25 protein-coding genes and 1 tRNA gene are annotated in these 25,114 nt (G+C 59.7%); 15 read left to right on the top strand and 11 right to left on the bottom strand.

The genetic code is table 11. The features are described from left to right. Positions 1 to 99 precede the first annotated feature (99 nt). The 5 genes from KGA85_RS21915 to KGA85_RS21895 are packed head-to-tail and all read right to left on the bottom strand — an operon-like array spanning position 100 to position 5,472. A complete protein-coding gene (locus KGA85_RS21915) occupies positions 100 to 1,140 on the bottom strand; it encodes an AbrB family transcriptional regulator (protein WP_223458304.1) in 1,041 nt (346 codons plus the stop codon). Then, positions 1,133 to 2,647, bottom strand: coding sequence for a tripartite tricarboxylate transporter permease (locus KGA85_RS21910; protein WP_056720684.1), 1,515 nt, complete (start codon positions 2,645 to 2,647; stop codon positions 1,133 to 1,135). The genes KGA85_RS21915 and KGA85_RS21910 overlap by 8 nt, the downstream gene beginning before the upstream one ends. Before the next feature lies 1 nt (position 2,648). Then, on the bottom strand, positions 2,649 to 3,107 hold the full coding sequence (locus KGA85_RS21905) for a tripartite tricarboxylate transporter TctB family protein (RefSeq protein ID WP_046041541.1): 459 nt from the start codon (positions 3,105 to 3,107) through the stop codon (positions 2,649 to 2,651). Between the two features lie 58 nt (positions 3,108 to 3,165). Continuing rightward, positions 3,166 to 4,143, bottom strand: a complete 978-nt coding sequence (locus KGA85_RS21900) for a Bug family tripartite tricarboxylate transporter substrate binding protein (protein ID WP_223537396.1) — start codon at positions 4,141 to 4,143, stop codon at positions 3,166 to 3,168. A 39-nt stretch (positions 4,144 to 4,182) separates the two neighbouring features. Further along, positions 4,183 to 5,472, bottom strand: a complete 1,290-nt coding sequence (locus tag KGA85_RS21895; protein ID WP_223458302.1) for an OprD family porin — start codon at positions 5,470 to 5,472, stop codon at positions 4,183 to 4,185. Positions 5,473 to 5,709: 237 nt separating this feature from the next. Between KGA85_RS21895 and KGA85_RS21890 the strand changes: the two genes are divergently transcribed. Together KGA85_RS21890 and KGA85_RS21885 are read left to right on the top strand one after the other, a co-directional pair. Next, positions 5,710 to 6,381 carry a response regulator gene (locus tag KGA85_RS21890; RefSeq protein WP_007979804.1) on the top strand — a complete coding sequence of 224 codons (672 nt, stop codon included), beginning with the start codon at positions 5,710 to 5,712 and terminating at the stop codon, positions 6,379 to 6,381. Beyond that, entirely contained in the window at positions 6,374 to 7,762 is a 1,389-nt protein-coding gene (locus KGA85_RS21885; RefSeq protein WP_223533470.1) for a sensor histidine kinase, read from the top strand. Before KGA85_RS21890 ends, KGA85_RS21885 begins: the two co-directional genes overlap by 8 nt. Before the next feature lie 121 nt (positions 7,763 to 7,883). On the opposite strand, the gene KGA85_RS21880 is transcribed toward KGA85_RS21885, so the two are convergent. Beyond that, a complete protein-coding gene (locus tag KGA85_RS21880; RefSeq protein WP_223458298.1) occupies positions 7,884 to 8,705 on the bottom strand; it encodes an HDOD domain-containing protein in 822 nt (273 codons plus the stop codon). Positions 8,706 to 8,739: 34 nt separating this feature from the next. Next, positions 8,740 to 9,681, bottom strand: a complete 942-nt coding sequence (locus KGA85_RS21875; protein WP_223458296.1) for a YgfZ/GcvT domain-containing protein — start codon at positions 9,679 to 9,681, stop codon at positions 8,740 to 8,742. 149 nt (positions 9,682 to 9,830) lie between these two features. Here KGA85_RS21875 and KGA85_RS21870 point away from each other — a divergent pair, with 149 nt between their 5' ends. Together KGA85_RS21870 and KGA85_RS21865 are read left to right on the top strand one after the other, a co-directional pair. Further along, complete coding sequence (locus KGA85_RS21870; protein ID WP_057716026.1) at positions 9,831 to 10,085, top strand: succinate dehydrogenase assembly factor 2; 255 nt, start codon at positions 9,831 to 9,833, stop codon at positions 10,083 to 10,085. Then, entirely contained in the window at positions 10,069 to 10,521 is a 453-nt protein-coding gene (locus KGA85_RS21865; RefSeq protein WP_223458294.1) for a protein YgfX, read from the top strand. The genes KGA85_RS21870 and KGA85_RS21865 overlap by 17 nt, the downstream gene beginning before the upstream one ends. Here the strand turns inward: KGA85_RS21865 and nadB are convergent. Next, positions 10,490 to 12,106 carry an L-aspartate oxidase gene (nadB, locus tag KGA85_RS21860; protein WP_223458292.1) on the bottom strand — a complete coding sequence of 539 codons (1,617 nt, stop codon included), beginning with the start codon at positions 12,104 to 12,106 and terminating at the stop codon, positions 10,490 to 10,492. The two genes, KGA85_RS21865 and nadB, sit on opposite strands and share 32 nt — an antisense overlap. A gap of 552 nt (positions 12,107 to 12,658) precedes the next feature. Here nadB and rpoE point away from each other — a divergent pair. The 4 genes from rpoE to KGA85_RS21840 all read left to right on the top strand — a co-directional run bounded on the left by rpoE (position 12,659) and on the right by KGA85_RS21840 (position 16,430). Next, complete coding sequence (gene rpoE, locus KGA85_RS21855) at positions 12,659 to 13,240, top strand: RNA polymerase sigma factor RpoE (protein WP_003172477.1); 582 nt, start codon at positions 12,659 to 12,661, stop codon at positions 13,238 to 13,240. A gap of 31 nt (positions 13,241 to 13,271) precedes the next feature. Continuing rightward, positions 13,272 to 13,859 carry a sigma-E factor negative regulatory protein gene (locus tag KGA85_RS21850; RefSeq protein WP_223458290.1) on the top strand — a complete coding sequence of 196 codons (588 nt, stop codon included), beginning with the start codon at positions 13,272 to 13,274 and terminating at the stop codon, positions 13,857 to 13,859. 8 nt (positions 13,860 to 13,867) lie between these two features. Next, positions 13,868 to 14,827, top strand: a complete 960-nt coding sequence (locus tag KGA85_RS21845) for a MucB/RseB C-terminal domain-containing protein (protein WP_223458288.1) — start codon at positions 13,868 to 13,870, stop codon at positions 14,825 to 14,827. Positions 14,828 to 15,005: 178 nt separating this feature from the next. Next, complete coding sequence (locus KGA85_RS21840; RefSeq protein WP_223458286.1) at positions 15,006 to 16,430, top strand: DegQ family serine endoprotease; 1,425 nt, start codon at positions 15,006 to 15,008, stop codon at positions 16,428 to 16,430. A 75-nt stretch (positions 16,431 to 16,505) separates the two neighbouring features. On the opposite strand, the gene KGA85_RS21835 is transcribed toward KGA85_RS21840, so the two are convergent. Next, entirely contained in the window at positions 16,506 to 17,939 is a 1,434-nt protein-coding gene (locus KGA85_RS21835) for a M48 family metalloprotease (RefSeq protein WP_223458284.1), read from the bottom strand. A gap of 98 nt (positions 17,940 to 18,037) precedes the next feature. Between KGA85_RS21835 and KGA85_RS21830 the strand changes: the two genes are divergently transcribed. Together KGA85_RS21830 and KGA85_RS21825 are read left to right on the top strand one after the other, a co-directional pair. After that, the gene (locus tag KGA85_RS21830; RefSeq protein ID WP_007979782.1) at positions 18,038 to 18,277 is read left to right on the top strand and encodes a sulfurtransferase TusA family protein; all 240 of its coding nucleotides are present in this window, start codon (positions 18,038 to 18,040) and stop codon (positions 18,275 to 18,277) included. A 31-nt stretch (positions 18,278 to 18,308) separates the two neighbouring features. Beyond that, positions 18,309 to 19,379, top strand: a complete 1,071-nt coding sequence (locus KGA85_RS21825) for an AI-2E family transporter (protein ID WP_150727526.1) — start codon at positions 18,309 to 18,311, stop codon at positions 19,377 to 19,379. Between the two features lie 52 nt (positions 19,380 to 19,431). Here KGA85_RS21825 and KGA85_RS21820 read toward each other — a convergent pair whose 3' ends face one another. Continuing rightward, positions 19,432 to 19,905, bottom strand: a complete 474-nt coding sequence (locus KGA85_RS21820) for a peroxiredoxin (protein ID WP_110658539.1) — start codon at positions 19,903 to 19,905, stop codon at positions 19,432 to 19,434. Positions 19,906 to 19,915: 10 nt separating this feature from the next. Next, positions 19,916 to 20,476, bottom strand: coding sequence for a glycine cleavage system protein R (locus tag KGA85_RS21815; RefSeq protein WP_007979776.1), 561 nt, complete (start codon positions 20,474 to 20,476; stop codon positions 19,916 to 19,918). A gap of 328 nt (positions 20,477 to 20,804) precedes the next feature. Here KGA85_RS21815 and dapA point away from each other — a divergent pair, with 328 nt between their 5' ends. The 5 genes from dapA to KGA85_RS21790 all read left to right on the top strand — a co-directional run bounded on the left by dapA (position 20,805) and on the right by KGA85_RS21790 (position 24,494). Beyond that, positions 20,805 to 21,683 carry a 4-hydroxy-tetrahydrodipicolinate synthase gene (gene dapA / locus KGA85_RS21810; RefSeq protein ID WP_223445998.1) on the top strand — a complete coding sequence of 293 codons (879 nt, stop codon included), beginning with the start codon at positions 20,805 to 20,807 and terminating at the stop codon, positions 21,681 to 21,683. A gap of 17 nt (positions 21,684 to 21,700) precedes the next feature. Beyond that, positions 21,701 to 22,816, top strand: coding sequence for an outer membrane protein assembly factor BamC (gene bamC / locus KGA85_RS21805; protein WP_223458282.1), 1,116 nt, complete (start codon positions 21,701 to 21,703; stop codon positions 22,814 to 22,816). Between the two features lie 4 nt (positions 22,817 to 22,820). Then, positions 22,821 to 23,579 (top strand): MBL fold metallo-hydrolase, encoded by a 759-nt coding sequence (locus tag KGA85_RS21800; RefSeq protein ID WP_218430385.1) that lies wholly within the window; start codon positions 22,821 to 22,823, stop codon positions 23,577 to 23,579. Positions 23,580 to 23,607: 28 nt separating this feature from the next. Then, positions 23,608 to 24,321 (top strand): phosphoribosylaminoimidazolesuccinocarboxamide synthase, encoded by a 714-nt coding sequence (gene purC / locus KGA85_RS21795; protein WP_007944067.1) that lies wholly within the window; start codon positions 23,608 to 23,610, stop codon positions 24,319 to 24,321. A gap of 83 nt (positions 24,322 to 24,404) precedes the next feature. Then, positions 24,405 to 24,494 (top strand) — tRNA-Ser (locus KGA85_RS21790). The last annotated feature ends 620 nt before the right edge of the window (positions 24,495 to 25,114 follow it).

The raw sequence follows: 25,114 nt of genomic DNA, 5'->3' as shown, positions 1-25,114 counted from the left end.
GTTGATTTGGAGGGCCTCTTCGCGAGCAAGCCCGCTCCCACAAGGATCACGCGAACCCTGTGGGAGCGGGCTTGCTCGCGAAGCAGGCGACTCGGTCTATCAGACAGAATCTGGTTGTCGATTCCAGTACTTGAACAACGGCTCCGCCAGAAACAGCACAAACAACAAGCGCATCACCTGCATCGCCGTTACCAGCGGCACCGACAGCTGCAAGGTTTCCGCCGTCAGGCTCATCTCGGCAATACCTCCCGGCATCATGCCCAAAGTCAGTGAACGCAGATCCAGATGGGTCAGCGCACTCAAACCCAAGGCCGCCACCGTGGCGATCAGCATGGTCAACACCGTGCCGATCAAGGTGCGCCCCATGAACGATGGCGCACGCCGGAAAAACTGCCGGTTGAAGTGACAGCCCAGACCGCTACCGATCAACCATTGGCCGATCTGGCTACCGCCATTGGGCAATCCGATGTGCAAATCCCAGCCGATGCTGACTGCCGCGCTGACCAGCAACGGCCCGAACAGCCAGGGGTTGGGTTGACGCAGGCGTTCCCAGATCCAGGCCGCCAACGCACCAGCGGGAAACAACACTGCCAGCCAGCGCCAATCGATGCTGCCAGCGTGGGAAATCGGCGCACCGTCGCCCAACAAATACTTGAAGGCTGCCGGTACGCACAGCACGACCACCAACACCCGCAAACTCTGCCCCGCCGCCACACGGCTGAGCACAGCACCATTGCGGGCGCCGAGGTTGACCATCTCCCCGGAACCACCGGGCATGCTGGAAAAGAACGCCGTGGCGCGATCTTCACCGGTGCGGCGCATCAGCCACACGCCGACAACCGCCGACAGGCTGGTGACCAACGCACCGAAGAAGATCAGACCGAAATGACTGAGTACCTGCTCGATCACCAGCGGGGTGAAATGCAGGCCGATACCGATACCGACGATCCACTGGCCGCACTTGCGGCCGCCAGGGATTTCGGCCAATTGCCAGGGTGTCAGGCAGCGTACGAGGATGATCGCCAGCAACGAGCCGACCATCCACGGCAAAGGCCAGCCGACCTGGCTGGCGAGGTAACCGCCCAGCAGGCCGACCAGCGGGGTTCCCCACCAGGTTCTGAAGGGTGACCGATCAGACATCGGCGATAACGCGTTGCGCGGCCGAACGTTTGCGCCAGATGCGGATGAGCGGCATCAGCAGCATGATCGCCGTCAGGACCCAGCAACCGAAGGTGATCGGGCTCGACCAGAGGATTTCCAGCGCACCGTTGGAAATCGACAGGGCGCGGCGCAGGTTCTGCTCCATCAGGCCGCCGAGGATGAAGCCCAGCAATACCGGCGACAGCGGGAAGTCCAGCTTGCGCAGGATATAACCGAAGATGCCAATGCCGATCATCAGGAACAGGTCGAACGTTGTCGCGTGCACCGCGTAGACACCAATCCCGGTAATGATCGCGATCACCGGCACCAGGGCCCAGTTCGGCACGGCGAGGATGCGGGTAAAGATGCGGATCATCGGGATGTTGAGGATCACCAGCATCACGTTGGCGATGAACAACGAAGCGATCAGGCCCCATACGATGTCCGGTTGCTGTTGGAACAGCAGCGGGCCCGGAGTGATGTTGTACAGCGACAGGGCGCCGATCATCACCGCCGTGGTGCCGGAACCTGGAACGCCGAGGGTCAGCATCGGCACCAGCGCACCGCAGGCCGCGCCACCGATGGCGGTTTCCGGCGCCGCGAGGCCGCGCATGTCGCCCTGGCCGAAAGTACCCTTGGCACCCGCCATGCGTTTTTCGGTCATGTAGGCCACGGCACTGGCCAGGGTCGCACCGGCACCTGGCAACACGCCCATGATGAAACCCAGTACGCCGCAACGGATGTTCACCACGAACACCGACGCCGCTTCCTTGAAGTTGAACATCATGCGGCCCGTGGCTTTCACCGCTTCCTGGCCGTGGTGGGTTTTTTCCAGCAGCAGGAGGATTTCGCTGATGGAGAACAGGCCCAGCACCAGCACGACGAACTGGATGCCGTCAGTCAGGTGGATGTTGTCCCCGGTGAAGCGATACACACCGCTGTTGGCGTCGATGCCGACGGTCGACAGGAACAGACCGATCAGCGCCGCGATGAACGTCTTCAGCGGACGGTCACCGGCCATGCCGCCGAGACAGACAATCGCAAACACCATCAGTACGAAATATTCCGCCGGGCCGAAGGCAATCGCCCATTTCGCCAGCAGCGGGGCGAACAGCACCATGCCGCAGGTAGCGATAAACGCACCGATGAACGAACTCCATGCCGACAGCGACAGCGCTACACCAGCCAGGCCTTTGCGGGCCATCGGGTAACCGTCGAGGGTGGTCATCACGGTGGACGCTTCGCCCGGGATGTTCAGCAGGATCGAACTGATCCGGCCGCCGTATTCGCATCCCAGGTACACCGCCGCCAGCAGGATAAGTGCCGACTCCGGTGGCAGGCCGAGGGCGAATGCGATCGGGATCAACAGTGCCACGCCGTTGATCGGCCCCAGGCCCGGCAACAGGCCGACCACAGTGCCGATCAGGGTGCCGCACAGTGCAGTCACCAGGTTGTACGGGCTCAGCGCGACGCCGAAACCCTGACCCAAATAGCCAAGAGTATCCATATCAGTTCTCCAGAACGTCGAGCACGCCAAGCGGCAGCGGCACGTCCATCAACTTGTCGAACAGCAGGTAGAGGCCGACGGCCATCAGGCTGATGATCACGATGCTCGGTACCCAGCGGCCGCCATAGAGACGGGCCATGGGCACGCCGATCAGGATGCTGGCGACGATGAAGCCCAGGGGTTCGAAAGTACCGGCGAATACCAGCAACAGCACCACACAGATGCCGATCTTGGTCAGGGTTTCGCGATCCAGCGGCGGCTCGTCAGCACTGTGCTTGATCGGTGCCGGACGGAACACCATGTACAACAGTGCTGAGCCCATCAGGCCGAGCATCAGCAATGGAAAGGCCCGAGGCCCCACCGGTTCGTAGGAAAAAGCCGCTTGGTACGGCCACGCCATCAGCGCGAGGCCGAGGCAGACCAGCAACAGCACCGAAGCAAAAATGCGTTGTAAGAGCATGGGGAACTCCTGTGCCGCGACTCCGCCAAACGGAGCCGCAGCCGCTAGACAGAGGCGATCACTGGATCAGGCCGAACTCTTTGGCCAGCACTTTGTAGTCCGCAACCTGCTTCTTCACGTAGGTGTCCAGCTCCGGGCCGGTCATGGCGAACGGGAAGAGCTCGCGCTGATCGCGCAACTTGGCGAAGTCTTCGGAAGCCAGCAGTTTGTCGAAGGCTGCTTTCCACCAGGCATAGTCTTCATCGCTGACTTTCGGCCCGAGGTAGAAGCCGCGCACCACCGGCCAGACGATGTCGTAGCCTTGCTCGCGGGCAGTCGGAATGTCCTTCATTTCCGGCTCGTCCAGGCGCTTGTCGGCGAACACCGCCAGCAGGCGCATGTCGCCGCTCTGGATGTGCGGCATGGAGTCGGAGATGTCGGTGCTGCCGACCTGGATGTGGCCGCCGAGCAGGGCGGTGGCAATTTCGCCGCCACCTTCGAGGGCAACGTAACGCAGGTCACGCGGGTTGATCCCGGCAGCCTTGGCGATCAGCGCGGTTTGCATCCAGTCCTGGCTGCCGACGGTGCCGCCGGAACCGATCACCACTTTGCTCGGATCTTTCTTCAGTGCCTGGACCAGATCGTCCAGGGTCTTGTAAGGCGAATCGCTCTTCACCGCGATGGCGCCATAGCTGGTGCCAACGGCGGCCAGCCAGCGCACGTTGGTTTCATCGAAACGACCGAACTTGCCTTGGGCCAAGTTCAGCAGCGAACCACTGGACCAGGCCACCAGGGTGCCGGCATCGGCCGGACGCTGGGCGACCACCGCGTTGTACGCCACCGCGCCGACACCGCCGGGCATGTAGGTCACGCGCATCGGTTTGGTCAGCAATTTTTCGTTGAACAGCGCGCTTTGCGCCAGTTTACAGGTCAGGTCGAAACCACCGCCGGGCGAGGCCGGGGCGATGCATTCCGGACGTTTGGGTTCGGCAAGCGCTTGGCCGGTGAACAGCAGGACGCTGGCGGCGAGGGCTAGTTTACGCATTGACAGGTTCATTCAAGTCTCCTTGGGAGTTGTTGTTATTGACGTACTGAATTACCAAAGGGCAACGCTATAGCTCACCAGCAGACGCACTTCATCGGCATCGCGAGCGGAGTAGTTGGAACGGTAGGTGGCATTGCGCAGACGCACGGCGACATCCTTGAGCGCGCCACTTTGTACAACATATTTAATCTCGCTGTTGCGTTCCCACTCTTTGCCTTCGTCACCGTTCTTGAGCTTGATGTTGTCACCGCTCACGTAACGGCTCATGAAGGTCAGACCGGGGACGCCGAGGGTGACGAAGTCGAAGTCATAACGGACTTGCCAGGAGCGCTCTTCGGCGCCGGCAAAGTCGTTGATCTGTACGAAGTTCACCAGGTACGGGTCGGCGCCATCCACATACGGGAACGCGCTGTCGCCGGACATGTGCTGGTAGCCCGCGCTTAGCTTGTGCCCGCTCAAGGCGTAACTCACCAGGCCGTTGAGGGATTTGTTGTCGATCTTGCCGCCACGGGCCTCGCCCTGGTCGTCACTGATGGCAAACCGCAGGTCGGTGCCAAAGGTGCCGGGGCCAAATGGCTGCGAGGCGATCAAACCGAGGAAATGCTGGTTGTAGACTTCATCGAGTTGCGCGAAGTGGTAGCTGCCGGTGATCTTGTCGGTGAGCTTGTAGTCCAGGCCGCCAAAATCAAAGTGCTTGCCGGCCACGGTGCCAGCGAAACGGCCGTTCTTGTTGTTGAGGGCAATGTCCTCGAAGTCGGTGCTGTCGCGGTCCTTGGCTTTGTCCAGACGACCGCCGGTAAAGGTCAGGTTCTTGATCTCCTTGGAGGTCAGCATGCCGCCTTCAAAGGTCTGCGGCAGGATGCGCCCGTCGTTGGGCTTGAGGATCGGCAGTTCCGGAATCAGGGTGCCGATCTTCAGCTCGCTGGCGGAGATCTTCACTTTGCCGGTCAGGCCGAGCTTGGAGTATTCGTCGACGGCGCGCCCATCGTCGGTCGGCAGCAGGCCAGTACCGGTACGGTCCGGGCTCGAATCGAGCTTGACCCCCAACATGCCCAGCGCATCGACACCGAACCCCACGGTGCCATCGGTGTAGCCTGATTTCAGATTGAGCATGAAACCCTGGGCCCACTCGTCACGCTTGGACTGTTGGGCACTGGTACCGTCGCGATAATCGCGATTGAAGTACATGTTGCGGGTTTCGAAAGTGGCCGAGCTGTCTTCGAAGAATGCGGCCTGGCTCAAGGGTGAAAAGCCGGCAAGGGCGGCAGCGCTGGCAAGCGCAGTGTGGCTGAAACGGGAGAGGCGGGCAGGCGCGATAGCCTGGGTCTGCAGGGACTGCATGGATGACTTACTCCGTTTATTGTTCTTATTTGTCGAAAACGCTTCGAGGCGTTTTTCGTATCGCTGTGTGGCTGCAGCGACGGCAGTCGAAACTGTCCGTGGCTGGACTGTAACGGGCTAACCTTTCGCTAACCTTTCAGCTGACTTTCACGGTTTTCGGGCTTCACAGCGGCGGTTGCGGCTGTAAACTTCGCGCCAGAGAATGGCGTCGACCATCCCGGAATGAGGTAAAGATCCATGCGTGTTCTGCTCGTCGAAGACCATTTGCAGCTCGCCGAAAGTGTCGCCCAGGCGCTCAAGAGCACCGGGCTGACCGTGGACGTTCTGCACGATGGCGTGGCAGCCGACCTGGCGCTGGGCAGCGAGGAATACGCCATGGCGATCCTCGACGTCGGCTTGCCGCGCATGGATGGTTTCGAAGTGCTGGCGCGTTTGCGGGCGCGGGGCAAGAACCTGCCGGTGTTGATGCTGACCGCCCGCAGCGACGTCAAGGATCGGGTCCACGGCCTGAACCTCGGCGCCGACGACTACCTGGCCAAGCCATTTGAGCTGACCGAACTCGAAGCCCGGGTCAAAGCCTTGTTGCGCCGCAGTGTGCTGGGCGGTGAACGCATTCAGCGTTGCGGTGTGCTGGCCTATGACCTGGAAACCCGGCGTTTCACCCTCGGCGAAGAATTGCTGACCCTGACCTCCCGCGAACAGGCCGTACTCGAAGCCCTGATCGCACGCCCCGGTCGGGTGATGAGCAAGGAACAACTGGCTTCTCAAGTATTCGGCCTCGACGAAGAAGCCAGCCCCGATGCCATCGAAATCTACGTGCACCGCCTGCGCAAGAAACTCGACGGCCAGCCGGTCGCCATCGTGACCTTCCGCGGCCTCGGTTATTTGCTGGAAAGCCGCGATGCATAAGCCCAGCAGCCTGCGCTGGCGGTTGCTGTGGAACCTGGCGCTGTTGCTGGTGGTGTTGATGCTGGCCAGTGGTTTGAGCGCCTACTGGAACGGGCGCGAAGCCGCCGACACGGCCTATGACCGGACCCTGCTGGCCTCGGCGCGAACCATCGCCGCCGGCGTCTCCCAGCGCGACGGCACCCTGAGTGCCGACGTGCCCTACGTGGCTCTCGATACTTTTGCCTACGACAGTGCCGGGCGAATTTTCTACCTGGTCAACGACATCAATCAGAAGCTGATTTCCGGTTACGAAAACCTGCCCGCGCCGCCGCCGGGAACGCCGCGCACCGATGACTATCCGGCGCTGGCACGTTTCTACAACGCCCAATACCGCGGGCAGAACGTGCGCGTGGTGAGCCTGCTCAAACCCGTGAGCGAGCCGAACATGAACGGCATGGCGGAAATTCGCGTGGCGGAAACCGATGAAGCGCGCGTCAGCATGGCCCGCAGCCTGGCGACAGATACTTTGCTGCGACTGGGCATGCTGGCGGGTGGGGCGTTGATGTTGGTGTGGTTCGCGGTGAGTGCCGCGTTGCGCCCGCTGGAGCGCTTGCGCACAGCGGTGGAAGAGCGCCAGCCGGACGATCTGCGCCCCTTGCCGTTGGTGGAAGTGCAGCGCGAATTGTGGCCGCTGGTGCGCGCCCTCAATCACTTTACCGAGCGCTTGCGCGGGCAGTTCGAGAAGCAGGCGCAATTCATCGCCGATGCCGCCCACGAACTGCGCACGCCGTTGGCGGCGCTCAAAGCGCGACTGGAACTGGGCATGCGCTCGGCCGAGCCCGATACCTGGCGCAGCACGCTGGAGACCGCCGCCCAGGGCACTGATCGCTTGACCCATCTGGCCAATCAGTTGCTTTCCCTGGCACGGGTCGAAAATGGCGCCCGGGCGATTGCCGAGGGTGGCGCGCAGTTACTCGACCTGAGTCAATTGGCTCGGGAACTGGGCATGGCCATGGCGCCGTTGGCCCACAAGCGTGGTATCGCGCTGGCGCTGGAGGCGGATGAACCGGTCTGGCTGCGGGGTGAACCGACGTTATTGAACGAACTGCTGAGCAATCTGGTGGATAACGCACTGGCTCACACGCCGCCGGGTGGCAACGTGATTCTGCGGGTCTCGGCGCCCGCCGTGCTGGAAGTCGAAGATGATGGCCCCGGCATACCGCTTGAAGAACGCGATCGGGTATTCGAGCGCTTTTACCGACGCAATCAGCAAGTGGCCGGTTCCGGATTGGGTCTGGCGATTGTCGGTGAGATCTGCCGCGCGCATCTGGCGCAGATCAGCTTGCATGATGGCGAGCACGCGGGGTTGAAGGTGCGGGTGAGTTTTGTTGCGGGGGATTGATCAGACCTACTGTGGCGAGGGAGCTTGTCGGATCGCCGCACCGTCCCGTTGGACTGCGCAGCAGTCCCTATTTTGGGGCCGCTTCGCGCCCCAGCGGGAGCAAGCTCCCTCGCCACAATGATCAGTAAAACATTGTGCGTATTTCTTCCAGATCGGCGCACATCGCCTTGTCGTCAAAGTCGATTCCGAGTGCCTTGTAGGCCGGTACATTCAGTGCATCGGCACGGGCGAGCGGGTGGTCGGTGTCCTGCAGGCAATACAGGCTGGCCACCTGCACCAGATCCACATAGTCGACCTGCGCAGACTGGCGCTTGAAGTTCAGGTATAGCTGCGGCACTTGCACCAGCATGTCGGGAAATTCCCAGACCTTGAGCAGTTTTTCGCCGATCAGCGGATGAATCTGGTCGATCACATGGTTGAGGCTGACCGGGTCGGACAGCAGCTCATAGTGGTCTTCGGCGTAGGTCAGGATCGGCAGCACGCCGATCTGATGCACCAGCCCGCCAAGGGCCGCCTGATCGGGCTTGAGTCGGGTGTGGCGGCGGCACAGGGCGTAGCTGACGCCGGCGATTTCCAGGCTTTTACGCCAGACATCGCGCATCTTCTGTTCCACCACGTCGGAGCGGGCATGGAAAATCTGCTCCATGACCAGGCCGATCGCCAGGTTACAGCTGTAGTTGATGCCCAGGCGGGTGATCGCGGTATGCAGATCGGTCACTTCCTGGGTCGCGCGCAACAGTGGGCTGTTGACCACTTTGATCAGGCGTGCTGACAACGCGGTATCACGGCCGATCACTTTGCTCAGGGTACTGACGCTGACTTCCGGGTTTTCCGCGGCCTTGCGAATCTGCAGGGCCACTTCCGGTAACGTTGGCAGAACCAGGTCATCGTTATTGATGGCCTCAACCAAATCCTTTTGGACCTTTTCCGCCAGCTCGCTCATTTAGTCTCTCTAGGTGTCGCGCCAAGTGTTGCCGTTATTGCTGGATTTCGCGATCGCGGTCCAGTTCATAAGGCAGGTCGAGCAGCTGCAAGGACGGCCCTTCGAGCGCGCCCAGGTGGATGTCCCCACTGTCTGCTGCTTCGGCTTGCAACACCGCCAGGAGTTCAATGTTTTGCCCGGCACGGGCAGCCAGCACCACTTCGCCGATGGAGCTGCCGTGGGTCGGGGAAAACAGCGGGGTACCCGGTTCAGGCAGTTCGCCAGCAGCCAGTTGCAGGCGATACAGGCGGCGCTTGAGTTTGCCCAGGTACTGCATTCGCGCGACGATTTCCTGCCCGGTGTAGCAACCTTTCTTGAAGCTCACGCCACCGACCGCTTGCAGGTTGAGCATCTGCGGGATGAACAACTCGCGGGTGCCGGGCATGACCTGGCCGATCCCCGCGCGGACCTGGCCCAGCTGCCATTGATTCAGATCGCCTTCGCTCAGCACCGCCGACAGCTTGCCTTTGACCGCATCGGCTTGACCGGCGGCGACCCACAGTTCGGCGCGTTCAGGCGAGACACGGATGGCGATCAGCCCATCGTTGCGCACGACGCTGTCGGTTTCTGCCGGCAGGTCCAGCCCGAGGCTGGCCAGTGCAGTATCGCCATGCTCAACGCCGAAGCGGACCCAGGCGGCACTTTCGTCGGTCAGTTTCGACTTGGAAAACACCGCGTATTTTTTCAGGTCCGCCAATTGCGGTTCGAGCAATTCGGTGGCCATGGCCAGGATCACGCCGTCCCCTTCGAGCAGGATGCGGAAACTCGATTGCATCCGGCCTTTTTGCGTGCAGCGGGCACCGAGGCTGGCCCGGGAGTCGCTCAGGTTGTTGAGGTTGCAGGTCAGTTGGCCTTGCAGGAATTTGCTGGCGTCCGCGCCGCGGACCGCGAGAACACCTTCATGAGAAAGGGTGCAGAAAAAAGCAGAGTCGGCCATGGGTCATCGCAGGGTAAAGAGTCTGGCGGACATCATAAGGGGGCGCCTTGGAAATGGGTAGTTCACAAAGGATCATCGGCGACCGACCAAAGCCGACTGTTCGACGGGGCGCGGGCCTGTATACTTGCGGCCTATTTGAGGAGCGCTCCATGGTCGAAGATGTTGAACTGAACCGCCTCTACTGGCACAGCCGCCGCGGCATGCTTGAGCTTGACGTGTTGCTGGTGCCGTTTGTGAAAGAGGTTTACCGGCACCTCAACGAGGTTGATCGCGCCTGCTACGTCAGGTTGCTCGAATGCGAAGATCAGGACATGTTCGGCTGGTTCATGGAACGCAGCGAATCGGAAGATCCTGAGCTGCAACGCATGGTTCGCATGATCCTGGATCGTGTCCAGCCCAAGTAATGGGTTCGAATGCCGCTGGCAAGCCTCACGGCAGTTGCTGGCGGCGTATCTTCTGGCCCAGCTGTTCGCGTTGGGTTCTTTGTTTTTACTGTCAATTCCGGTCTGGGCCAGCGCGCTCGGCGTCGTGCTGTGCGTGGCTCACGGAGTCTGGTTGTTACCCCGGCAAATCCTGCTGACCCACCCGCAGGCCTTTTGCGGCTTGCGGCGCGATGCCGATGGCTGGCAGTTGTGGAGTCGGGCCAAGGGTTGGCAGCCCGTGCAATTGAGGCCGGATAGCCTGGCGCTGCCGCTGGTGGTGGTACTGCGTTTTCGACTACGTGGCGAGCGCCGGGTCCGGGCCATTTGCGTGCCCCGGGATGCGCAGACGGCGGATGTGCACCGACGCCTGCGGGTCCGGCTCAAATTCAGCCGACGTAGGTGGGCGGCACCAGAATAGTGTCCAGCGCGACCGGCAACATGTTCGGGTAGTCGAGGGTGTAATGCAGACCACGGCTTTCCTTGCGCTCCATGGCTGACAGAATCATCAGCTCGGCCACTTGGGCCAGGTTGCGCAGCTCGATCAAATCCCGGCTGACCTTGTAGTTGCTATAGAACTCGTCGATTTCATCCAGCAACAGTTGCACGCGGTGTTGCGCCCGTTGCAGACGCTTGTTGGTGCGCACGATGCCAACGTAGTCCCACATGAATCGCCGCAGTTCATCCCAGTTGTGCGCAATGATCACGTCTTCATCGGAATCGGTGACCTGGCTCGCATCCCAGGCGGGAAGGGGGGTTGGCATCGGAATCAGGGGCAGCTGTTCGAGAATGTCCGCTGCCGCCGAGCGGGCGTAGACGAAACATTCCAGCAGCGAGTTGCTGGCCATGCGGTTGGCGCCGTGCAGGCCGGTGAAACTGGTTTCGCCAATGGCGTACAGCCCCGGCACATCGGTGCGCCCCTGTTGATCGACCATCACGCCGCCGCAGGTGTAGTGCGCCGCCGGGACCACCGGAATCGGTTGTTTGGTGATGTCGATGGAAAATTCCAGGCAGCGTTCGTACACCGTCGGGAAGTGCGTCTTGATGAAGGCTTCGGGCTTGTGGCTGATGTCCAGATAGACGCAATCGATACCCAGGCGCTTCATTTCATGGTCGATGGCCCGGGCGACGATATCCCGTGGCGCCAACTCGGCCCGAGGATCGAAGCGCTGCATGAAGCGCTCGCCGTTGGGCAGCTTCAGGTGGGCACCTTCGCCTCGCAGGGCTTCGGTAACCAGGAAGCTCTTGGCTTGCGGGTGATACAGGCAAGTAGGGTGGAACTGGTTGAACTCCAGGTTCGCCACCCGGCAGCCCGAGCGCCAAGCCATGGCGATGCCATCGCCGCAGGCGCCGTCAGGGTTACTGGTGTAGAGATAAACCTTGGCCGCTCCACCGGAGGCGAGGATCACAAAGCGCGCGCCGTAGGTGTCGACTTCGCCGGTACCGCGATTGAGCACATAAGCGCCGAGGCAGCGATCACCTTCGAGTCCCAGGCGTTTCTCGGTGATCAGGTCAACCGCAACCCGCTGTTCCAGCAGTTCGATGTTCGGTCGTTTCCGGGCCTGGTCGAGCAGGGTGGTGAAAATGGCAGCGCCGGTGGCATCGGCGGCGTGAATGATGCGCCGATGGCTGTGACCGCCCTCGCGGGTCAGGTGGAACTCGAACCCGCCATCTTCGGTACTCGACTGTTCATCGCGGGTAAAGGGCACGCCCTGGTCGATCAGCCATTGAATCGCTTCCCTGCTGTGCTCGACGGTGAAGCGCACGGCGTCCTCATGGCACAGGCCGCCGCCGGCATTGAGTGTGTCGTCGACATGGGATTCAACGGTGTCGGTGTCGTCCAGCACGGCCGCAACGCCGCCCTGGGCCCAGAAAGTCGAGCCATTGGCGAGGTTGCCCTTGCTCAGAACAGCAATGCGCAAATGACCGGGCAAGGTCAGCGCAAGGCTCAAGCCGGCAGCGCCGCTGCCAATTACCAGAACATCGTGTTGAAACTGTTGGCTCATTTCAGGATTCCGCTCAAAGCGACCCGGATCGGGGGTGGCGCAGCTGGACAGGCGAGTCAAGGCAGCCGCACAGCCCACTAGTATATAGAGGGGGGGAGCGGCACAATACCCGAGCTAGCATGGCATTGTGAAACTACTGTGACGCAAAACATCGGTCGCTTCGTCGGATGTTTTTCTGCCCGTTGGGCGCGAGAATGGCTGTATCGCCGATTTAACAGCCATTTTCCCTTCACGGTTGCACAATGTCGATTCGGTGCAACTATAAATATTTGGAACTTTTGCCAAAGGGCCAAGATCAATAGACGGTTGCCTGAAACAAGGGACAGTGTCGGCTTCAGTGCGGGATTGCAGTTCGATCCTTGCCGAAGAATCCGATGACAAGATTATCCGCGCAGCCGGGTCAACTCGTGCTGCGCTTTTCGTGCGTGCCAAATCAGAGCCCGCAGGAAACTTGCCTGGAGGGGGAGAACTTTTGCGAAAAGCCCGAGTCTATGTTTGCAAGTCTGGTGGTTTACTTCTGCAATCCTCCTCCGAGCTCATCGAGGAGTGTTCATGCTAACCCAGGAAGAGGATCAGCAACTGGTCGAACGCGTTCAGCGCGGCGACAAGCGTGCTTTCGATCTGCTAGTGCTGAAATACCAGCACAAAATTCTCGGGTTGATCGTGCGTTTCGTGCACGACACCCATGAAGCCCAGGATGTGGCACAAGAAGCCTTTATCAAGGCGTACCGTGCACTTGGAAATTTTCGCGGAGACAGCGCGTTTTATACGTGGCTTTACCGCATCGCCATCAACACGGCGAAAAACTATCTGGTTTCACGCGGCCGTCGGCCGCCGGATAGCGATGTCAGTTCCGAGGATGCAGAGTTCTACGATGGCGATCATGGCCTCAAGGATCTCGAGTCGCCAGAACGGGCTTTGCTGCGGGATGAGATCGAAGGCACCGTCCATCGAACCATTCAGCAACTGCCGGAAGATTTGCGTACGGCTTTAACTTTACGTGAGTTTGATGGTCTGAGTTACGAGGACATTGCGAGTGTCATGCAATGTCCGGTAGGCACCGTGCGCTCCCGGATCTTCCGCGCCCGGGAGGCCATCGACAAAGCCCTGCAGCCGTTGTTGCAGGAAAACTAAAGACAGCGGCGACAGCCAAGAGAGGAACGCCATGAGTCGTGAAGCCCTGCAGGAATCGCTGTCCGCAGTGATGGATAACGAAGCGGACGAATTGGAATTGCGTCGGGTATTGAATGCCTGTGACGATGTTGAAACCCGTGAAACATGGGCTCGTTATCAGATCGCTCGGGCAGTGATGCACAAGGATCTGCTGCTTCCACGCCTGGATATCGCTGCGGCTGTTTCTGCTGCCTTGGCTGACGAAGCCGTACCGGCAAAAGCTTCCCGTGGTCCATGGCGCAGCCTGGGTCGTCTGGCGGTCGCAGCTTCGGTGACCCTGGCGGTGCTGGCCGGTGTGCGTTTGTACAACCAGGATGAGATCGCCGGTGTCGAACTGGCCCAGCAATCCAGTCAACCCGCGCTGGCCGTTCCTCAAGTAAAAGGCCCAGCCGTTTTGGCAGGCTACAATGAGAGTTCGGATGCTACTGGCCCAATGGCCAACGGCGTATTGCAAGGTCAACCAGGCTGGCATGATCAGCGTCTGCCAGGTTACTTGCGCCAACACGCACAACAGGCTGCACTGAAAGGCACTGAGAGCGCTCTGCCTTACGCTCGTGCCGCAAGCCTGGAAAACCGTTAAGGAGGATCATGCGCGCCATACCTCTACTTTCGCTTCTGCTCAGCGGCTGGTTCATCGTTCCAGCCCAAGCCGATGAAGCCCAGGACTGGTTGACCCGCCTGGGCCAGGCAGAGCAACAGCAAAGCTTTCAGGGTACTTTCGTCTACGAGCGTAACGGTAGTTTTTCTACCCATAACATCTGGCACCGCGTCCAGGATGGAAAGGTCCGCGAGCGATTGATCCAGCTCGACGGTTCCGCTCAGGAAGTCGTTCGCATTGATGGGCAAACTCAATGCGTCAGCGGCACGCTGATAGCAGGGCTTGGGGACTCCCCCAACTCCGCTGCCCGTGCACTCGATCCTCAAAAGCTCAAGAGTTGGTATGACCTCGCCGTCATCGGCAAGTCGCGTGTCGCCGGGCGTTCGGCGGTGATCGTATCGCTCACACCCCGCGATCAACACCGCTACGGTTTTGAACTGCATCTGGATAAAGAGACCGGCCTGCCTCTGAAGTCTTTGCTATTGGACGACAAGGGGCGGTTGTTGGAGCGCTTCCAGTTCACACAACTGGATACCGCTGACGTTCCTTCCGAAAAAGACCTGCAGGCCAGTAATGATTGCAAGCCAGTCAATCTTGAAAGTGACAAGGCTTCTGCCGTCAAGTCTGCCCAGGTCTGGCGCTCCGACTGGTTGCCGCCCGGCTTCGAGTTGACCAGCAGCACCGCTCGCAAGGATCCGGAGACCAAAACCCAGGTCAATAGCCTGATGTATGACGACGGTCTGACGCGCTTTTCGGTATTCCTCGAGCCGTTGAATGGCGCAACAGTCACTGACACCCGCACTCAGTTGGGGCCCACCGTTGCCGTTTCCCGGCGCTTGGCCACGGCACAGGGCGACATGATGGTGACCGTCGTCGGCGAGATACCGGTCGGTACTGCTGAACGGATAGCGCTTTCGATGCGCACCGACACCGCTGCAACCAAGCAGTGAGCTGAATTCGAAATGTTTCGTGAGCATTTCAATTTGCAAAAATCCCGTAAATTTCTTATAGGTCAGAGCCCCTCGGCTCTGGCCTTGTTTGTTGTTCCCGGAACAAAAATACCGGCGTATTGTTCCCGGTGTTCCTTGCTCCATATCGCTTAACCCTGCTCGTCGTAACGGGAGCCGTATGTCGATACCACGCTTGAAGTCTTACCTTTCCATTATTGCCACCGTGCTGGTGCTCGGTCAGGCGGTCACCGCCCAAGCGGTCGAGTTGCCTGACTTTACGCAATTGGTCGAACAGGCCTCGCCTGCAGTCGTGAACATCAGTACCACGCAAAAGCTGCCGGATCGCAAAGTCAGCCAACAAATGCCCGATCTCGAAGGCTTGCCGCCAATGTTGCGCGAATTCTTCGAACGGGGCATGCCGCCACAATCGCGCTCACCTCGCGACCGACAGCGCGAGGCAACGTCCCTGGGCTCGGGTTTCATCATCTCTACTGATGGCTATATCCTGACCAACAACCACGTGATCGCCGATGCTGACGAAATCCTCGTCCGCCTGGCTGATCGCAGCGAAATGAAAGCCAAGCTGATCGGTACCGATCCACGTTCCGACGTGGCGCTGCTGAAAATCGAAGGCAAGGATCTGCCAGTGCTCAAGCTCGGTAAATCCCAGGACCTGAAGGCCGGCCAATGGGTTGTCGCGATCGGTTCGCCATTCGGCTTTGACCACACAGTGACCCAAGGCATCGTCAGTGCCGTCGGTCGCAGCCTGCCGAACGAAAACTATGTGCCGTTCATCCAGACCGACGTGCCGATCAACCCGGGTAACTCGGGTGGCCCGCTGTTCAACCTGAACGGTGAGGTGGTCGGGATCAACTCGCAGATCTATACCCGCTCCGGTGGCTTCATGGGCGTGTCGTTTGCAATCCCGATCGACGTGGCCATGGATGTTTCCAATCAGCTGAAATCCGGTGGCAAGGTCAGCCGTGGCTGGCTGGGCGTCGTGATTCAGGAAGTGAGCAAGGACCTGGCCGAGTCGTTCGGTCTGGAGAAACCGGCCGGTGCACTGGTTGCCCAAATCCAGGATGATGGTCCGGCTGCCAAGGGTGGCCTGCAGGTTGGCGACGTGATCCTGAGCATGAACGGTCAGCCAATCGTTATGTCGGCCGACCTGCCGCACCTCGTTGGCGCATTGAAGGCTGGTGCAAAAGCCAATCTGGAAGTGATCCGTGACGGCAAGCGCAAGAACGTCGAACTGACCGTCGGTGCAATTCCGGAAGAAGGCAAGGAGATGGGCGCCGAGCCAAAATCCAGCATCGAGCGCAGCAGCAATCGCCTCGGTGTTTCCGTGGTCGAGTTGACTGACGACCAGAAGAAAACATACGACCTCAAAGGTGGTGTGGTGATCAAGGAAGTGCAGGACGGTCCTGCAGCCATGATCGGCTTGCAACCGGGTGATGTGATCACCCACCTGAACAACCAGGCCATCGGTTCCACCAAGGAGTTCGCGGACATCGCCAAGGCGCTGCCAAAGAACCGCTCGGTGTCGATGCGGGTACTACGTCAGGGTCGTGCGAGCTTCATTACCTTCAAGCTGGCTGAATAACCCGGTTGTTGGATGAATAAAAACCGCCTCGAAAGAGGCGGTTTTTTTGTGTCCGGACTTTTTGTCTCCGGGGCGTCAGCCCATCATGTCCTTGATCATTCGCTCCTGTTCCATCAGCTCGCGTTGCCGCGCGTCGATTCGCGAAGACAGCGGGAAGTTGCTGCCGGCCTTGCGTTTGGCGAAGTCCAGCTGCTGAATGGCCTGTTTGTAGTCCCCGACCAGCGCAAAATATTCGGCGCGAGCCTGATGCAGGCCGATGATATTGCCCGACAGGCCGCGCGTCTCGGCAACCTGATACCACACGTCCGGATCATCCGGACGCGATTTGAGCAGGCTTTCGAGGGCTTTCTCCGCATCCGCGGCGCGGTTCTGCTTCAGCAGCAGGTCGACGCGCACCTGATTCAGCGGATAGTTGCCAGGGTACTGGGCCATCAACCGGTCAACCCGGGACTGGGCGTCCGGCAGGCGATTGTTAGTGATGTCCAGGTCGACCTGAGCCAGGTTGTAGATGATCTCGTTGGGTGCCTTGGCCAGTAGCAGCTTGAGGTTTTCCCGTGCTTCGTTCAGTTGACCGCCCTTGATCTGGGCAATCGCCAGGCCGTAGCGCGCCACGTCGCTTTTCGGGTTTTCGTCGAGCTGGGCGCGGAAGCGCTTGGCACCGAGACCCGGGGTCTCTTCATAGATCAGCTGGACTCGCGCGCGGATCAGTTGGTAGCGCATGCTGTCTTCGATGCCGCCCTGTGGCGCCTGTTCGGCGCGGTTGCGGGTGTCGGCGATACGCGATTCGGTGACCGGGTGAGTCAGCAGGAATTCCGGTGGCTTGGCATCGTAGCGGTACTGACGCATCAGGCGTTCGAACATGGTGGGCATCGACCGGGGGTCATAACCGGCCTTTTCCAGATTGAGAATGCCGATGCGGTCGGCTTCCTGTTCGTTCTGGCGGGAGAATCGCCGTTGTTCCTGAATGGCCGCTGCCTGTGTGCCGGCAATGGCCGCGATCCCGGCATCACCGGCGCCCGCGGCTGCGATCACGATACCGGCCAGCAATGCGGCCATCATGGGTACTTGCATGCGTTGCTGTGCCTCTACGCCCCGGGCAAAGTGGCGCTGCGACAAGTGAGCCAATTCGTGCGCCAGTACCGAAGCGTATTCGCCTTCGGTCTGGGCGTTGAGGAACAAACCTCCGTTCACCCCGACGATCCCGCCCGGCGCGGCAAAGGCGTTGAGCTGCGGGCTGTTGATCAGGATGAATTCCAGGCGCCGGTCAGTGACCTGGCTGGTCTCCACCAGTCGGTAAACGCTGGATTCCACGTAATCCTTGAGCTGCGGATCGTTGAGCTGCGAAACCTGACTGCGCAACATTGCCAGCCAGGCGCGGCCGAGCTGGTATTCCTGTTGCGGTGAGACAATGGCAGAACTGGCGTCGCCGAGTGACGGCAGGTCGTCGGCGAAGCCCGGTGAGGCGAGCAGGCAAGCGAGCGTCAGCAGGGTAGGGCGCAAAAATGTCATGCACAAAGCCTTAGTCGACAAAGACCTTACTGTAGCCGGACACCGGCGTTGCGACCAGATATTCTAGGCTACTCAACCACCTGACCCGGAGTGATGCAATGACCGACGCTGTAGAGCATGACGTTGAACTGGATGCCAGTGGCCTGAATTGCCCGTTGCCGTTGCTCAAGGCCAAGATGGAGCTCAACCGGTTGGCCAGTGGTGCGGTACTCAAGGTCATCGCCACCGACGCGGGTTCGCAGCGCGACTTTCGCACCTTTGCCCGATTGGCCGGTCATACCCTGCTTCGTGAAGAAGATGAAGCGGGTGTTTACCGCTACTGGTTGAAAAAAGCCTGAAATCGGCTGCGTTTACTCCTAAGGATTATTGATGTTCAAAGTGTTACGCGACTGGATTCAGCGCTATTTCTCCGATGAAGAAGCGGTGGTGCTGGCTGTCCTGCTGTTTCTGGCATTCACCGTCGTACTGACCCTGGGCGGTATGCTGGCGCCGGTGCTCGCGGGCATGGTGCTGGCGTATCTGATGCAGGGGCTGGTGGTGACCCTCGAGCGCCTGCGCGTGCCGGGTTGGGTCGCGGTGGGGCTGGTCTTTGCGTTATTCATGGGGTTGTTGCTGGTATTCATCGTGGTTGTCGTGCCGTTGCTGTGGCACCAGTTGATTACGTTGTTCAATGAGTTGCCCGGCATGCTTGCCAAGTGGCAGTCACTCTTGTTGCTGCTGCCTGAGCGCTATCCGCACCTGGTATCCGATGAGCAAGTGCTGCGGGCCATTGAAGTGGCGCGGGGCGAAATCGGCAAGTTTGGTCAGTGGGCGCTCACGTTCTCGCTATCGAGCCTGCCATTGCTTGTAAACATCATGATCTATCTGGTGCTGGTGCCGATCCTGGTGTTTTTCTTCCTCAAGGATCGGGCCATGATCGGCCAGTGGGTGCGCGGTTACCTGCCCCGTGAACGGGCGTTGATCACCCGGGTCGCCCATGAAATGAACCGGCAGATCGCCAACTACATTCGCGGCAAGGTCATCGAAATCTTCATTTGCGGTGGCGTGACGTACATCGCCTTCGTTGTTCTTGAACTCAACTACGCGGCGCTGCTGGCACTGCTGGTGGGGATTTCGGTGGTGGTGCCTTACGTCGGCGCCGTGGTGGTGACCGTGCCCGTGTTTCTGATTGCGCTGTTCCAGTGGGGCTGGAGCGATCAGTTCATATACTTGATGGCGGTTTACGGGATCATTCAGACGCTGGATGGCAACGTGCTGGTGCCCTTGCTGTTCTCGGAGGCGGTCAACCTGCACCCGGTGGCGATCATCTGCGCGGTGCTGCTGTTTGGCGGGTTGTGGGGCTTCTGGGGGGTGTTCTTTGCGATTCCCCTGGCGACGCTGTTCAAGGCTGTGCTGGACGCTTGGCCGCGCAAGGAGCCGGTGGTATCGCCACTGCTTTAAGTCGGTGGAGATAAAAAAATCGCAGCTCATGGCTGCGATTTTTTTGAGGTACTCAGGCCTTGTTCAGTGCCTGAGCAGCCGCCAAAACGGCATCAACATGCCCCGGCACCTTCACGCCGCGCCATTCCTGACGCAGCACGCCTTTGGCGTCGATCAGGAACGTGCTGCGATCCACGCCCATGTATTCCTTGCCGTAGAGCTTTTTCAGCTTGATCACGTCGAACAGCTGGCAGATGGCTTCGTCCTTGTCGCTGATCAGCTCAAAGGGAAATTCCTGTTTGCACTTGAAGTTCTCGTGGGATTTCAGGCTGTCGCGAGACACGCCGAACACTTCGGTATTGGCGGCCTTGAACGCAGCGTACTGATCACGAAAGCCTTGCCCTTCGGTCGTGCAGCCCGGCGTGCTGTCCTTGGGGTAGAAGTAGATCACCACCTGCTTGCCTTTCAGGCCGGCGAGGCTGACGGTTTGCCCGCTGGTGGCGGGGGCTTCGAAATCGGCAACCGGTTGGTCGATGGCAACGGCCATGAAAGCTTCCTTACATTGGGTTCTGTGGGCGCCAGGGTTCGATCAGGGCATCGAGATTCAGCGCGTCGGCAAAATCCAGGAACTGATCGCGCAGCCAGCTGATTTGCACGCCGGCCGGCAAGGTCACGGTAAACGTGGCGTTGAGCATGGTGCCGCCGGTCTGCGGAGCCTGATAGGTGTCGCAGGTCAGGTTTTCCAGCTCGACATTGTGGTCCATGAAGAACTGGCACAGCTCGTTGATGATGTCCGAGCGGTAGGCCGAGCTGACATAAGCGACGTACGGCAGGGCCTGGGGGCGGTTTTCAAGGGCCGCGCTGCGCACCACGTTGACCGTGAACGCATGCCGCTTGGCCAGTACTGGCAGGCTGCCTTCCAGGCGCGCCAAGGCATCCCAGCTACCGGAGATTTCCAGTACCAGCGCACTGCATTCGCCATGACGGGTCAGGCGAGAGGTGACAACGGCGCAGCGGTTTTCATGGCTGGCGCGGCACAGGACGTTGGTCAGCTCCATGGGGTTGGCGCCGAGGGCACTGATAACAAGGAATTGTTCGCGAACTGTGGGGGTGGACATGCAGCATTCCTAAAGCGATGAGCGGTCGATACGTCCAAAGGGCGTTTTGTCGGGAACGAGCCTGCGGATGCGAATTCAGAAAACCCCAAGCGGCAGGTTGCGACGTGCTCCTGCGGGGCGGGAGCGAGAGGCGGCAACGCTGGATCAGGGCTTGTGATGCCGAAAATGGAGGCTGAAACCCGACGGACGAGCTTGTCTGTACCGATCAAAGTCTGAAGGGTAGCGAAAACCGGCGCCTAGGGGAATGGCGGCAGCACAGTACTTCGCTTGTGCAAGCATCTTGGCGCCAGTACCATTACGGCTCTCTTTTTCCGGCAGGAGCGGTTTCATGATTGCGGGCAGTATGGTGGCACTGGTCACACCCATGGATGCACAGGGGCGTCTTGACTGGGACAGCCTCAGCAAACTCGTGGACTTCCACCTTGAAAACGGCACCCATGCCATTGTCGCCGTCGGCACCACCGGCGAATCGGCAACCCTCGACGTCAACGAGCACATCGCGGTCATCCGTGCTGTGGTCAAGCAGGTCAATGGTCGCATTCCGGTGATCGCCGGTACCGGCGCCAATTCGACCCGCGAAGCCGTCGAATTGACCCGTAATGCCAAGGAAGCCGGCGCCGATGCCTGCCTGCTGGTAGTGCCGTACTACAACAAGCCGACCCAGGAAGGCCTGTACCTGCACTTCAAGCACATCGCCGAAGCGGTCGACATTCCGCAGATTCTCTATAACGTTCCCGGCCGCACCTCCTGCGACATGCAGGCCGAAACCGTGATCCGCCTGTCCACCGTGCCGAACATCATCGGTATCAAGGAAGCGACCGGCGACCTCAAGCGCGCCAAGGCCATCCTCGATGGCGTAAGCAAGGACTTCATCGTCCTTTCCGGCGATGATCCGACCGCGGTCGAGCTGATCCTAATGGGCGGCAAGGGCAACATCTCCGTCACTGCCAACGTCGCTCCGCGTGAAATGGCTGATTTGTGCGAGGCCGCCCTCAAGGGTGATGCCGAGACTGCCCGGGCAATCAACGAAAAACTGATGCCGCTGCACAAGGACCTGTTCATCGAAGCCAACCCGATTCCGGTGAAGTGGGCTTTGGTTGAAATGGGCCTGATGCACGAAGGCATTCGCCTGCCGTTGACCTGGCTGAGCGCACCTTGTCACGAAACGCTGCGCACGGCCCTGCGCCAGTGCGGCGTCCTGGTTTAATTGAGGAAGTACAACGCATGAAGCGAATGGCCGGACTTTCCGCACTTGCCTTGATTATCTCCAGCACCAGTGGCTGCGGATGGATCTGGGGCCCGGAAGGTTATTTCCGTGACCGTGGTAGCGATTACCTGGAAGCGCAACAGACTGCACCGATGCAAATACCGCAGGATGTCCGTACCGCCAAGCGTCTGGATCCGCTGTTGCCGATCCCGCGCAACGTGGCCGATGACACCGCCAAGGGCGAATACGTTGTTCCTCGTCCGCAGCCGCTGACGGCGGGTGCCGACGCCAGCGCCTACTCCCTGCAGAAGAGCGGCGGCTCCAGCTCCATCCTGGCGCAGAATCCTCCGGCTGAAGTCTGGCCCGTGGCCGTTCAGTTCTTCCAGGACAACGGTTTCCGTCTGGATGAGCAGCGTCCGCAAACCGGTGAATTCACCACGACCTGGCAGCATTCCGATGAACTGTCTGCGGCCATGGCCAAGCGCCTGAGCGCGGCCGGCGTCAGCGCGGACAGCGAAACCCGAGTGCGGGTGCGCATCGAGCCGGGCGTGCAGCGCAACACCAGTGAAGTCTATGTGGTCAGCGCCGAGCGTCCTGCCGGCAGCACCGCTGACATGGCCTTCACCAACCGTTCGGTCAACACTGGCCTGGACGCGGCACTGGTCGACGACATGCTCGCGAGCATGAGCCGTATCTCGGAGAAGGGCGGTTCGGTCTCCATGCTGGCTTCGCGTGATTTCGACGCGCCAAGTCGTGTCAGCCTGAGTGAAGACGGCAGCGGCAACCCTGTACTGAACGTCGGTACCGACCTTGATCGTGCCTGGTCGAGCGTTGGTCGTGCGCTGGAACAAGGCGAATGGCGTGTTGAAGACATCAACCGCAGCCTGGGCCTGTACTACATCAACCTGGCTGAAAAAGCCGAGAAAAAAGACGACAAGCCAGGCTTCTTCAGCAGCCTGTTCGGCAGCGCGCCGAGCAAGGAAGAGCTTGACGCCCGCGCCGAGCGTTATCAGGTTCGCCTGAGCAAGGTTGGCGAGAACGTCCAGGTCACCGTCGAGAAAAACATCAACACCGTGGCGCCGGCAGATGTGGCGCGTAAAGTGTTGAGCAAGATTCAGGACAACCTGGGCTGATCCTATGCGTTTTGCCGTTCTCGGCAGCGGTAGTCAAGGGAACGGCACGCTGATAGCCAGCGCTGATACGTACGTATTGGTGGATTGTGGTTTCTCCCTGCGGGAAACCGAAAAACGCCTGCTGCGCCTGGGTGTGAACCCTGCGCAGCTGAGCGCGATACTCGTGACCCACGAACATGCCGACCACGTGCATGGCGTGGGTTTGCTGTCTCGGCGCTACAATCTGCCTGTCTACCTCAGTCGCGGGACCTTGCGCGGGATGCGCAAACCGATTGAACCCGCAGGCTTTCTGGCCGGCGGCGAGCAGTTGCAAATCGGCGACTTGAGCATCGGTGTCATTGCCGTGGCCCACGATGCACAAGAACCGACGCAATATGTTTTCAGTGACGGCGAACGGCGCTTCGGCCTGTTGACCGACCTGGGGTCGTATTGTGACAAGGTGCTGGACGGCTATCGGGACCTCGATGCGTTGATGATCGAGTCCAATCACTGTCGTGACATGCTGGCTCGCGGTCATTACCCGTACTTTCTCAAGCAGCGGGTGGGCGGTGAATTGGGACATTTGAATAACCATCAGGCGGCATTCCTGGTGGCCGAGCTGGGCTGGAAAGACCTGCAACACCTGGTCCTGGCCCATCTGAGCAGCAAGAACAACCTGCCGCGGCTGGCCCGGCAATGTTTTGTCGACACCCTCGGGTGCGACCCGGACTGGCTGCAACTGGCCGATCAAGATTCAGGGCTCGACTGGCGACACATCGCCTAGCCCATCTACTTAGCAAGCGGAGCCCATCATGGAAAAACGTGAAGAACTCTACCGCGGCAAAGCCAAATCGGTTTACAAGACCGACGACGCTAACCGTTTGATCCTGCTGTTTCGCAACGACACCTCGGCGTTCGATGGCAAGCGTATCGAACAGCTCGACCGCAAAGGCATGGTGAACAACAAGTTCAATGCCTTCATCATGCAGAAGCTCGAAGCTGCTGGCGTGCCGACCCAATTCGACAAATTGCTGGGCGACAACGAATGCCTGGTGAAGAAACTCGACATGATCCCGGTCGAGTGCGTCGTGCGTAACTACGCCGCCGGCAGCCTGGTCAAGCGTCTGGGTGTCGAAGAGGGTATGAAGCTCAACCCTTACACCTTCGAACTGTTCCTGAAGGACGACGCCAAGGGCGACCCGTTCATCAACGAATCCCACGTCGTGGCCTTTGGTTGGGGCACCGCCGAGCAGCTGGTTCGCATGAAAGAGCTGTCGCTCAAGGTCAACGAAGTCCTGAGCAAGCTGTTCGACGACGCCGGCCTGCTGCTGGTCGACTTCAAGCTGGAATTTGGCGTGTTCCACGATGGCTCCATCGTGCTGGGCGACGAATTCAGCCCGGACGGCTGCCGTCTGTGGGACAAGGCCACCGGCAAGAAAATGGACAAGGACCGCTTCCGTCAGGGCCTCGGTGACGTCATCGAAGCCTACGAAGAAGTCGCCAATCGTCTGGGCGTACCGCTTTAACCGACGCAAGCATCTGAAAGCACAGAAATATTTCGCTTAGGGGGTTCGCTTCCTGCGAAAGTGTTGTTATGATGCGCGCCGTTGGAGAGATGCCAGAGTGGCCGAATGGGACGGATTCGAAATCCGTTGTACCTTCACCGGTACCTAGGGTTCGAATCCCTATCTCTCCGCCATTATTGAATAAGACTAAGCCCCTGAAATGGTTAAACATTTCAGGGGCTTTTTCGTTTCTGTCATATTGAGCAGGGCATTTCGTGCCCTGCATGCCGCGCTAGTCCGCTCCAGGCCCAGGCATTTTCGACGCGATACCAGCCATGCTCTCGGGATCCCTGGGTGTCCATATGTCGTAGTGTTTTCTCGCCGTCGTTGTACCTGCATGTCCAGGCGAGGTGGTTTGGGTTCTCTGCTGTCCCGATGCTTTATATAGACGCTGGAGGATTTCATGGTGGCAACCCGGGTGCTTTGGTAAGGAAGAAGAATTTTTCAGGTGGGGGGTTGACCACGTATTTTAATGCTGTACTATTCGCCTCCCGCTAACGAGCAGTTTGATGTTGCTCTTGGTTTAAGTAGTTGATTTTGTTGAAAAATCAGAAACTTTTAAGGTTGCAAATTGAAAAGATGCGCTGTAAGATGCGCACCTCGGTTGAGACGAAAGATCTTAACCAGCCGCTCTTTAACAACTGAATCAAGCAATTCGTGTGGGTGCTTGTGGAGTCAGACTGCTAGTCAACAGATTATCAGCATCACAAGTTACTCCGCGAGAAATCAAAGATGTAACCAACGATTGCTGAGC

Origin of the sequence: Pseudomonas sp. GL-B-12, from assembly GCF_019955895.1 — a bacterium.
GTDB lineage: Bacteria > Pseudomonadota > Gammaproteobacteria > Pseudomonadales > Pseudomonadaceae > Aquipseudomonas.
This window is presented reverse-complemented; position numbering and strand designations above follow the sequence as displayed.